Below are 10470 nucleotides of genomic sequence, written 5' to 3'. Positions count from 1 at the left end.
CTAACAGGTCAGAAGAGGACCAAAACTTGAACAGAGCTAACCTAAATTAGCGGACTCAATGGGGAGCAGGTCAGCTGCAAAGCGCCATTGTTCGCAATTGGAAGTCCGCATCGGTCAGCCTGTACTGAACTCGTAGAATGTCACCGAAACGAACGCCTCACTACTTTCCACGACAGCGATGGAGTGTATCAGGAAGCACCCGGTATGACGGTCAGCCCCAACATGTTCCAACTTTGCATGCCGCCTCGGTAGTAAAAGATTTTCTCAGCAGGAAAGCCTGCTTCGATCATACGACGCGCTGCGGTTGGTGACTGGCCACACCAAGGGCCGTTGCAAAATAGCACGACCGCAGGAACTTCAGCCTCGCAAATCCAACCGTCGAAATCGATCTCGCACCCAAACTCGCCCAGCCTGTCGGCAGCTTCGGTATAGGGTACAGAGATTGCTCCCGGAATAGTGCCTTGCTCGTATTGCGGGCGTATGCGTCCATCGACGAGCACGGCATCACTGGACTGCAGGAACTCCAGCACCTCCAATTCTCCAATCGTTGTCACGCCAGGGGCAGGGCTCATCGGTTGGATGCAGAAATTGGGACAGGGCCGTGAGGTTCTGGCCCAAGGCTCACCCAAACGCGCTTCGGTATCCTGGTCGCGCATGATCTCGACGGGACCGTTAACTGTTTGAACGGTGACGCTCATGGTGTCCGCGGAAATACCGACGTCGTCAGCTGCAGCGGCTGTGGCGATCATTACCAACAAAGGCCCCAAAAAAAATCCTTGCATCTGCTTATCCTCCTCACATTGTGATTAATCTCATCTTACAGATCTTCAATCGACGGGTCGAGAAGTGCGGCCAAGGTCGGCTCTGGGCCGTTCTCAGCGTGGTATTACGGCTTAGCCGGGAGGATGCTGCGCTGCCTCCGAGGTCTGGTCTGAGCCCATTTTGACCGATGCTGCATGGAGCACGAAGGTCGGCCTTCAATGTTAGGCATTACGTTTTTGCGACCAAACAACGGCTAGAAAAATGATGGACCCGCCAATGATTGCGGGAGAGGTTGGTACCTCTGATAACACAAGAAACGCTAAGACGGGTGCAAGCGGCATTTCCAGCGTCGAAAGCAATGCTGTTTCCGCCGACGGCAAACGCCTCGCGCCCTCCGACAACGTCACCGAGGCAACCGCGAAAACAAGGCCGAAGGCTATTAGTATCGGCAATTCGTGACTTTGCACGGCAAACGGGTCGCCATACGCCAAAGCAAATGGCAGCAGCACGATGGATGACAGGGCAGCCGGTAGCGCCGCAGTTGTCGATGGGAATTTCCGGTAAACAACCATAATGCCTGACATCATCAGGGTCATGAACAGGGCAAGGAAATCTCCTGTTAGCTGACTGCCGCCAAATGATGCTGAAACAATGACGAAAACCCCGCCGAGCGCCGCCAAACTTGCCAAAATGACCCGCGTGGTTGGAGGCTCTTTGATGAAAATCCACGATAGCCCTGCGGCGATGAAAGGGGCTGTGGCATAGATCAAAGCGACATTTGCGACGCTGCTGAGTTTGAATGCGGGGATAAACGCGGCAGTGCCAGCGGCCATCATCAAGGTCACAAAGAATGCGGGTTTGTTGAATGCTCTGATTTCTGCAAGAAGTGCACCGCGCAACACCAGATAAATCAGCGTAAACGCCGCCGCTGCAACCCCTCGCCAGAAGATGACCCCCCAAGCGTCTGTTGAAACGCCATTGGTGAAAACACCGGCAGAACTAAAGACAATCGCGGAGGCTACCACGAGAACAATGCCTGCTTTTCTTTGGTTGGTATTGATCAGTGTCACCGCATGCCCCTTGCATTGCTTGTGCATGAATAGCTACAAACTACTGACATCTGTATGTCAGGAGTGTTTCATGCCGGGTATAAAAAGGTGAACAGTCATGGCATCCAAGACGACACGGTTTTTCGAGATCATTCAGCTATTGCGCGACGCCAAGAAACCGCTTTTGGCGCGTGATCTAGCAGCGACCCTCGAAGTGTCAGTCAGAACCGTCTATCGGGACATTGCCAGCTTGCAGGCCATGCAAACCCCAATACTGGGGGAACCCGGTATCGGTTATGTTATGCGAAAGGGCTACGACCTTCCTCCGATCAACCTTGACGTCGATGAAGCCGAGGCCATTGCGGTTGGTTTAAGCCTTGTTGCACGCACGGGCGATCCCGGTTTGTGGCGCGCAGCGGGGCGGGCCTCACGAAAACTGCATGAGGCAGCACCGGGGACACGAAAGCTCGTTACCTCATCGTGGGGCGTCGAGACTGAGCCGCCGATAGATCTGTCAGGTCTTCGCGCCGCGATCCGCTCGGAAACCAAGTTGGAGATTTTCTATCGAGATGCGGAGAAACGTGAAACCCACCGCATCATCTGGCCGCTTGTTCTCATTTATTATGTGGACAATGTCATGATCGTTGCGTGGTGTGAGTTGCGTCAAAGCCTGCGCCACTTTCGCGTTGACCGTATCGCCCACGGCGATTTCTTGTCGGCCGATTTTAAGGGCGAAGGGGACGCCCTTATTGCGCAGTGGGAGAATACGCAGAAGAATGAGACTGTTTCGACAAAAGACTTCTAGCGCACAAAAGCCGCCATTGGAGCAGTCGCAGCGAAATAGTGCTTTGTCCCGCAAAGCTGTCTTCGGTATGAGGCGCAGCTAAATGCCTGCAATTCCCGCCAAAGTGGCGAGTGATTCTTATATAGTTCAGCTAAACCGGCAGTTAGCGGTTCCGGCGATGATGTGATGCTTTCAGCGTCGTCGGAACTTCCGCCACACCTTCACCGCACGACAGGCAGATCCTCCATACGTGTGGTATACCGTGGGCTCCGATGGTCTGCGCGGAGTTGCCAAGACTGCTTTACCCCTTCGCTGGCAACAACGATCGTCCTCTTGCCGAAGCGGTCGTTCACTTGGTCTATCGCTCCCATCAAGGCACCTGATTTCGGCCGCACTTGTTCGAACAGTGTCTGAGGGCGATCTTCGTATCGCACCAGGTCGTTCAGCAGGATACCGGCTTTGGTGAACCCGAAGGTTTCGGACCGGGACTTCGGCCAGGCAGCAACGGCGCAGCGCCGTGCAGCTTCGACGAGTTCAAAGGTATCCGATGACATAGGTGTCATTCGCGTCGATTTAGAGGCGGCATATTGAGGGCGATCAGGGCGGTGCCGGTTGGTATGGAAGAATACCGTCAGTGTGCCAGCGACCAACCCGTGCTGGCGGAGCTTTTCTGCCCCACGAGATGCATGTGCCGTGATCGCTTGGAACAGCGTATCAAAGTCCTCCATAGGCGTCCCTGCGGAGCGTGTGACGGCCATTCCTTTACGTTGCGGCTCCACATCCTCGAAGGAGAGACAGGCCTCTCCTTGCAGCTCCAAAACGGTCCTCTCCAACACAACAGTGCCGACCGCGCGCGCTTGCCTGATCGGCATGTCGCGTAGCTCACCAGCAGTGTGGATGCTGAGGGCTTTGAGTTTTTGCTCCGTCTTTCGACCGACGCCCCAGATGTCACCGACGGGCACACGCGGCAAAAGCCAATCGGCAAGTGCGTCCTCCATCAAATCCAGCACGCCGGCAAAAATCGGGTTCTTCTTGGCGATTTCATTTGCGCATTTCGCCAGCGTTTTGGTGGGCGCGATACCAATGCGCACGGGCACACCAACACGCCTCAGGACCGCTGAGCGTAGTGCCAGTGCATGGGCGGTCCGATCCTTGAAGCCAACAAAGTCCAGGAAACATTCGTCGATAGAGTAGATTTCCACGTTTGGTGTGAAGTCTTCGTAAACTTCGACAACCCGCCGGGAGATGTCGCCATAAAGCGTGTAATTGGAGCTGAACACGCGCACGCCATGGGTTTCGATTTTGTCTCGGATGTGGTGCAGCGGTTGGCCCATCTTGATCCCAAGCGCCTTTGCCTCGTCGCTGCGCGCTATTGCGCAGCCATCATTGTTGGAGAGCACAATGACCGGTACATTTTTCAGAGTCTGGTCAAATATGCGCTCGGCGCTGACGTAGAAGTTGGCACTGTCGCTAATCGCGATGGGGCGCTTCATGCCAGATCGTAGCGTCGCACGACCCCGGCTATCACCCCCCAGATCTCACTGTCTTCGGTCAACTCAATATCAGGAAACTGTTCCTGGCTGTTGGCGGGCGCAAGGTAATAGCGATCGCCCCGCTTTCTGAGGATCTTTGCGGTCACGGCACTATCGACCACAGCCAACACCGCACGGCCAACGCGCCGCTTTCCAGCGCGATCCACCGCGATGATGTCGCCGTCGCGGATACCTGCATCCCACAGACAATCGCCCTCAACACGCCACCAGAACGTGGAGGCGGGATGGCGCACAACCCAGGCCATTGGATCAATCTCATCTTCCAGGTCATCCCCCGCTGGCGACGGAAAGCCCGCACTGGCAGGGGTGCTCACGAGGTGCACAGGGTGCGTGGCTGCAAGGTTTGGTTGCTCGATAGGGTGCAGGGGCATGAGAATCCTAAGTGTTCGCTATTTGTTCTCAGCCTGCTATTTGCCGATCACATGTCAAGTTTGATCGGCCCGATCACGCTGCGTCAAAGTCCACCTCGATCAGATTTCAAATCCTCACCGCTCTGGTGGATTACCATTTTCTCAGCCGGGAAGGGGCGAATGAGTTTGAACGCGTCCTCCGGGGTGCCCGTCAGCCATGTCTCATAATTCTCGGGATGCAGGATTGCCGGCATTCTGTCGGGGTGGGTATCCTTGACCAGTTCGTTTGGCACGGTGGTAATCATCGATGAAGTGGTCAGCTCACGATGCTCTGTTCCGTAAGCTCCTGAGAACTGCCGCCAAACCCCGGCCAGCGCGAACGCAGGACGGGCACCTTCGCCCTTCACGCCAAACCAGACGTAGGTCGCAGGTGCGCGGCCCTTCGCTTCGCAAAAGCTCGACGCAGGGATCAGGCAGCGTCTCTCGATAAAGCTACTCTTCCAGAACGGCGAACTACGCAGCTTGTCGTCACGGGCATTGTTTACAGCTTTGGGCTGGATCGGTTTGCCAGTCTTCTTGGATAGCTGAGGCAAGACAAAGCCCCAATGTGTGTTCCAAAGCGCCCGCTCACCGTCCTTATTCAGCGCGACAATGGGTGCAGTGCCTTTGGGAAAGATAGCTGGCAGAGGTTCAGCGTTGCCGAGGTGGTCATTCGTGGCCTCGACCCCAAAGACCTGCTGCATCAGCGTGGAGGGCAGGGTGTTCGAGTAGAGGTTACACATGTCAGGTATTCCAGCGGTGGGTTCGGAACAAGTATCTGTCAATTCAACTCGGGCTTAAAGTGGTGGAGTGATCGTATTTTATGCTGGTGAGCGATAGCTCCAAGACGTTGTGGTGCGATATTGGGGCCACTCACGTTGACCGACAACAATGGCGGAAAGTCGACTTTCGCTGCGCGTGAACGCAAGCATTGCTTTTTAAGTGAAAGCTGACATTGGCGGGCGTTCACGCAAGTCAACCGCCATAGCCAGTATGTTCGTAAAATCCACTACGGTGTGTGTGTCTCCTTTTTCAACCATCGCCTCGCCGCATCAATGACGCGGCAAGGCGGGAGGGTTCTATTCAGCAGTGACAGCTTGAGGTGCTGCCCCGTTCAGGCGGCCGGACAGGCGCACCAGAACGATCCCGACACCCACCACTCCAGCCGCGATGTAGGGTGCCGCGGCAAGGCCGATCCCCTCGACCACAAGCCCACCGGCCCATGCGCCACCGGCGATGCCAAGGTTGAAGGCTCCGATGTTCAGACCAGACGCCACATCAACCGCACCGGGCGAGACTTCGCGCGCAATTTGCACCACGTAAGACTGCAAGGGCGGCACGTTGGCAAAGGCAAAGCCGCCCCAGAATGCCGCGACCGCGATGGCTGTAATCGGGCTGGTCAGGAACGCGCCAAGTGCGACCAGTGATATCCCAAGACCAGCAAAGATCACCGTCAGGGACGCTACTGCACCGATCCGGTCAGCCAGCTTGCCGCCCGCGATATTCCCGACGGCGACAGATGCGCCGTAAAGCAGCAACACAAGGCTGATGGTGCCCGCAGACAGACCCGTGACTTCGTTCAGCATCGGCGCAAGGAAGGTGAAGGCGATGAAGTTGCCGCCATAGCCGACAGCCGTGATTAGATAGACCAGCAGAAGGCGCGGCGAAGTCAGCACCTGTAACTGGGCTTTGATCCCCGCTGACGCGGCCTTTGTAAGATTGGCGGGCACCAGAATGGCAGACGCGATGAAACCGATCACGCCAAGCGCGACAACGCCAAGGAAAGTCGACTGCCAGCCGAAGTTTTGGCCGATGAACGTCCCCAAGGGAACACCCGTTACAAGCGCGACAGTCAAACCAAGGAACACCAGCGCAATGGCCGAGCTTTCCTTTTCAGGCTCTACCAAATCGGTCGCGATCGTCGAAGCGATTGCAAAGAACACACCGTGGGCGAGACCGGTGATAAAGCGCGCCGCGACAAGGCTGCCGTAATCCGGCGCAAAGGCGGCATAAGCATTGCCGAGCGTGAACAGCGCCAGCAAAAGCAGCAACAGCGTCTTACGAGGCACACGGTCGGCCATGGCGGTCAGCACTGGCGCGCCGATGGTCACGCCAAGGGCGTAAAGACTGACCAGCAGACCAGCGGAAGGTATTGAAACGCCAAGATCGGCGGCGATGGTGGGAAGCAAGCCGACGATAACGAACTCGGTCGTTCCGACGGCGAAAGCGCTGATGGTCAGCGCCCAAAGGGCAAGTGGCATCGGTTTTCTCCAATAAATTTGATGTCGACGCCGTATATGCCTGCCGTTATCTATTGCGAGAATAGACAAGTTTGGAATGGATCATTGCAGAAAATGCACGAATTGCTACGCATGGGGGATTTGGCCGCTTTTGTCGGGATCGTCGATGATGGGGGCTTTGCTGAATCTGCACGGCGCAGAGGGGTATCGGCCTCTACGCTCAGCCGGTCAGTCACGCGGCTGGAAGAGCAGTTGAAAGTCACACTGTTGCGGCGCACGACGCGATCCATCGAGATCACCCCTGAAGGTGCCGCCGTTCTGGCTGAGGCGCGCGAGATTTTGGACCGCAGCGAAGCCCTGCAAGAAATCGCTACCAGCGGACAGGCCCCCGCCGGGCCACTGCGTGTAAACGCACCGGTTCCTTACGTCCTGCATGTCCTCGCCCCGCGTCTGGCTGAGTTTCACGCAAAGTATCCGGACATCCAACTGTCGATCGACATGACAGACTCGCTGGTGGATCTGATCGGCAGCCACGCTGATGTTGCCATTCGGCTTGGCCAGCTGCCCGACAGCGACATGTTGCACCGCCCCTTGGGGCGCACGGCTTGGAAATTGGTGGCTGCGCCGGGCTATCTCGATCGCAACGGCTGGCCAAAAACACCGGCCGACCTCGCACAGCTGGAGCAAGTTCGGTTCGCGGCACCCGATCATATTAACACATTACGCTTTGATGGTCAGTCCAACCCTGTGACGGTGCCCACCGCCCTGACCGCGGGTAATGGAGAGGCTGTGCGCCAGATGGTATTAGGCGGACTTGGAATCGCGCGGTTTTCCGATTTCATGATCGCAGACGATATCCAAGCCGGGCGTTTGATTGAGCTGTTTCCGGGCCAACTCGAAGCCGCCCCTTTGGATATCTCAGCGCTCTACCTTACCCGCGTCTCGGGCCTGCGGCGACTTGGGGTTTTTCTTGATTGGGTGGGAAAAATTGGTGGAGGCTAAGTTATGCGAGCGTTTTTTCAGCATGTATAACGCTTCCGAGCAAAGCGTGGCCCCAAGAAGGTTGCTCCCCGTCAGCCTTATATAGACATATTTTTAGACGTCCGCTTCCTGGAAGTAGCACCGCAGCGGCGAAGCCACATGCTAAAGGCAGCTTTGGGCCGTCAAAGACAAGGGCCGACGCCGCGACCTTGCAGATGCCGCGCCGCATCGGAGGTAGGCAGTGAGCCCAAAGTACCGGATGCTGCAAGGTGAAGGAATGGCAGCTCAACCGTCGTCACGGTTCAGGCATCCGCCACTCTTTGGGTGCTTCGCGGGTATAACCTTCGAAAAGAAATCCTCCATCCCGTTCCAAAACACGTTCGCAAAGGCGGATAACGGGATCGGTATCCTCTTTTATGAACGCAGCCTCAAAAGCATCTGTAACACTTTGGTGGAACTCGGGGTCGACGCCCATAAGTCTTCTAGGAATACTCTTGCCCTTGGCAGACCACTGACTTTGGGAACGTAGAAAATGATTTGCGAGGGCGGCGTAAAGACCAGAGACCACAATACGAAGCTCGTCGGAATTGCGCGGCTCGCGGATGTCATCGACCATATTGCTGATCGCATAACGCGAATTTTCACGTTCTTTCTGGCCCCACGGTATCGGGCCCTCCTCCAAAACTCGACGTGCCAGACTTTTGATTAGACTTCCAGTTTCCGTTTCGGCAGGTAGTTCGATGCCCTCACTCACCATATTCGGTAGAGATGGCACTCCTGACAGGCGATCCACCTCGCGAAAGAAATACTCCAGAGTTTGAGCATCGTGTATGAACGCCTCAACAGGCCAGCCGTCAAAGACGAAAGATTGCCGTCGGGCATTCTCGACGTTTTCAAAAACAACGACGAGGTCAAGGTCAGAATAGGCCGTTGCTTCATCACGAACCACCGATCCGGCAAGCAAAAATGCGCTTGCCGTCGGAAAGAACTGTTCTCGAATTTTAGTGGCCACAGACAAGGCCGCTGACAGCTTTTGGCGCAATGACAAACTCCCGGATGGTATGGGGGAAACGTAGGCTATCGCTCAACTCTATCAGGCGATTGTTGGCGGCCAACAACTTATTTTGAAACGATCGAAGCCGCCATTGGTGCAGGCGCAGCGAAATGGTGCCTTGGTCCGCAGTGCAGACCTCTGCAGCCCAAAATGTTGCATCTTCGATCAATGTCTACTTCAACTGGCCGCACCGCAGCATCAGGAGCGTGGGGTCAATGTCCGGTCTGGGCCGTGTGTGGCGAAAGCCAACTCGGAGCGGTGGTTTCAACGAGGCAAAGCACACATGCATTGAAATGCTCGGCTTGTATTTCATACACCTTTTTGCGAGGGCCTTCATAACTCTTGCAATGACTCACTTTCAACTAGCTGGAAAACCATAAGTCCTTCTATGGTGGCTTAGATAGGTTTTTTCCTCTTCGCGCAGCGGTTTCCGTAGGTTCATGGGTAGTCCGATCCGATCTAATTCGGCCACCAGAATGTCTTTAGATACAAGCATTTTGCCGGCAGCATTAAAAGAAATAATGCCTCGATCAAAGAGCGCATCAATATGAGCTGCTAGCAATATCCCATTATGGCCGTCGAGGCGTTCGGCATCACTACTCAAATGCCATGCCTTGATGTGGGAGGCGCGATTAACTTCTTTTAAGTTGCAGCCTGTAACAGCGCATTGATTGTCCCAACGGTTTTCCAAGTCGCGTCTAAAACGACCCTGTCCACGCCGAGCATTAGCCAGTGTCTCTTTGGTGGTTATTGAAATGTCTTTTCGGTTTTCTAGTTCATCAATATCTTTTGCTTCAGCAAGTCGATCTGCAGCTCTAATGAGACCCGAGAGCCTGCCCCACGTAGCAGTTCGCTGATCATTTGGGATATGCTCCAGAATGGCCCGGGCTTGACCTGCGTCTACGGGGCTATAAGCGCTATACATTGTCACCAAACGTGTTTTACCGGTTATTATTGAGCTAGCGTCCAGAGTCACAGGTTCTTTAAGCCACAAAAAAAGGTCCGCAGGGCAAAACCAATTAGGGATCCACTTTACGTCCTCGTTCCATATTTTTTTGAAAGCTCTTTCGTCATTGTCGTGACATGCTTTGGCCGATTCTACCTCCCAGGCTTCTTTCTCAAAATCGATAATACTCAAAGTTTTCGCCAAATGGATTTTTCGTGGTTCATTGTTCATCAAGGCAGTTGCGTTTCCAGCAACTCCGACCAACTGTTGAACCCCGTCGTGGGGTAATCCCCCCTAAAATTAGTGGTGTTCAAAAGTAGAATTTTCTCGGCAAGATATCTGAGGAGATTTTGAATGAAGAATGGACGATACAGCGACGCGCAAGATCATGGCGGTGTTGAAACAGGCAGAGGGCGGTGTGCCGGTTTCTGAGCTTTGCCGCGAGCATGGGATGAGTAGCGCCAGCTTCTATAAATGGCGTGCGAAGTTTGGCGGCATGGATGCGTCGATGATTTCCGAGATGAAGGATATGGCGGAGGAGAACCGTCGTCTGAAGCGCATGTATGCTGAGATGAGCATGCAGAACGACCTGCTCAAGGAAGCTCTTGGAAAAAAGCGTTAAGGCCGTCTCTGAGGCGAGAGATGGCCATGAACGCGGTCGCGGGGCACGGCGTCAGCGTTGCGTTGGCGTGCAGGACGTTCGAGATCAGCG

Annotated in this window: 10 protein-coding genes and 1 pseudogene; 3 read left to right on the top strand and 8 right to left on the bottom strand. The window is 55.1% G+C overall.

What is annotated here, in order from left to right:
* Positions 1 to 188: 188 nt before the first annotated feature.
* Entirely contained in the window at positions 189 to 782 is a 594-nt protein-coding gene (locus tag KZZ06_RS19990; protein ID WP_219581753.1) for a rhodanese-like domain-containing protein, read from the bottom strand.
* 201 nt (positions 783 to 983) lie between these two features.
* Positions 984 to 1832 carry a DMT family transporter gene (locus KZZ06_RS19985; protein WP_219581752.1) on the bottom strand — a complete coding sequence of 283 codons (849 nt, stop codon included), beginning with the start codon at positions 1830 to 1832 and terminating at the stop codon, positions 984 to 986.
* Between the two features lie 97 nt (positions 1833 to 1929).
* Here KZZ06_RS19985 and KZZ06_RS19980 point away from each other — a divergent pair, with 97 nt between their 5' ends.
* Entirely contained in the window at positions 1930 to 2616 is a 687-nt protein-coding gene (locus tag KZZ06_RS19980) for a YafY family protein (RefSeq protein ID WP_219581751.1), read from the top strand.
* Between the two features lie 200 nt (positions 2617 to 2816).
* Here the strand turns inward: KZZ06_RS19980 and KZZ06_RS19975 are convergent, their stop codons facing one another.
* From KZZ06_RS19975 to KZZ06_RS19960, 4 genes are all read right to left on the bottom strand, one after another.
* Complete coding sequence (locus KZZ06_RS19975; protein ID WP_219581750.1) at positions 2817 to 4088, bottom strand: Y-family DNA polymerase; 1272 nt, start codon at positions 4086 to 4088, stop codon at positions 2817 to 2819.
* Positions 4085 to 4519 (bottom strand): LexA family transcriptional regulator, encoded by a 435-nt coding sequence (locus KZZ06_RS19970; protein ID WP_219581749.1) that lies wholly within the window; start codon positions 4517 to 4519, stop codon positions 4085 to 4087. The genes KZZ06_RS19975 and KZZ06_RS19970 overlap by 4 nt, the downstream gene beginning before the upstream one ends.
* A gap of 83 nt (positions 4520 to 4602) precedes the next feature.
* On the bottom strand, positions 4603 to 5280 hold the full coding sequence (locus KZZ06_RS19965) for an SOS response-associated peptidase (protein ID WP_219581748.1): 678 nt from the start codon (positions 5278 to 5280) through the stop codon (positions 4603 to 4605).
* 336 nt (positions 5281 to 5616) lie between these two features.
* Complete coding sequence (locus KZZ06_RS19960; protein ID WP_219581747.1) at positions 5617 to 6798, bottom strand: MFS transporter; 1182 nt, start codon at positions 6796 to 6798, stop codon at positions 5617 to 5619.
* Positions 6799 to 6891: 93 nt separating this feature from the next.
* On the opposite strand from KZZ06_RS19960, the gene KZZ06_RS19955 reads away from it, so the two are divergent.
* On the top strand, positions 6892 to 7779 hold the full coding sequence (locus tag KZZ06_RS19955) for a LysR family transcriptional regulator (protein ID WP_257884508.1): 888 nt from the start codon (positions 6892 to 6894) through the stop codon (positions 7777 to 7779).
* 274 nt (positions 7780 to 8053) lie between these two features.
* Here the strand turns inward: KZZ06_RS19955 and KZZ06_RS19950 are convergent, their stop codons facing one another.
* Positions 8054 to 8800: a nucleotidyltransferase domain-containing protein gene (locus KZZ06_RS19950; RefSeq protein ID WP_219581745.1), complete on the bottom strand. Its 747-nt coding sequence runs from the start codon at positions 8798 to 8800 to the stop codon at positions 8054 to 8056.
* Positions 8801 to 9170: 370 nt separating this feature from the next.
* Positions 9171 to 9989: an HNH endonuclease gene (locus KZZ06_RS19945; RefSeq protein ID WP_219581744.1), complete on the bottom strand. Its 819-nt coding sequence runs from the start codon at positions 9987 to 9989 to the stop codon at positions 9171 to 9173.
* Positions 9990 to 10112: 123 nt separating this feature from the next.
* On the opposite strand from KZZ06_RS19945, the pseudogene KZZ06_RS19940 reads away from it, so the two are divergent.
* Positions 10113 to 10470, top strand: a pseudogene (locus tag KZZ06_RS19940) (transposase); the annotation flags it as partial.

It is taken from the genome of Sulfitobacter sp. CW3, assembly GCF_019392245.1.
Classification (GTDB): Bacteria; Pseudomonadota; Alphaproteobacteria; order Rhodobacterales; family Rhodobacteraceae; genus Sulfitobacter.
Note: the sequence above shows the minus strand (reverse complement) of the source record. Positions and strands in the feature narration are given on the sequence as shown.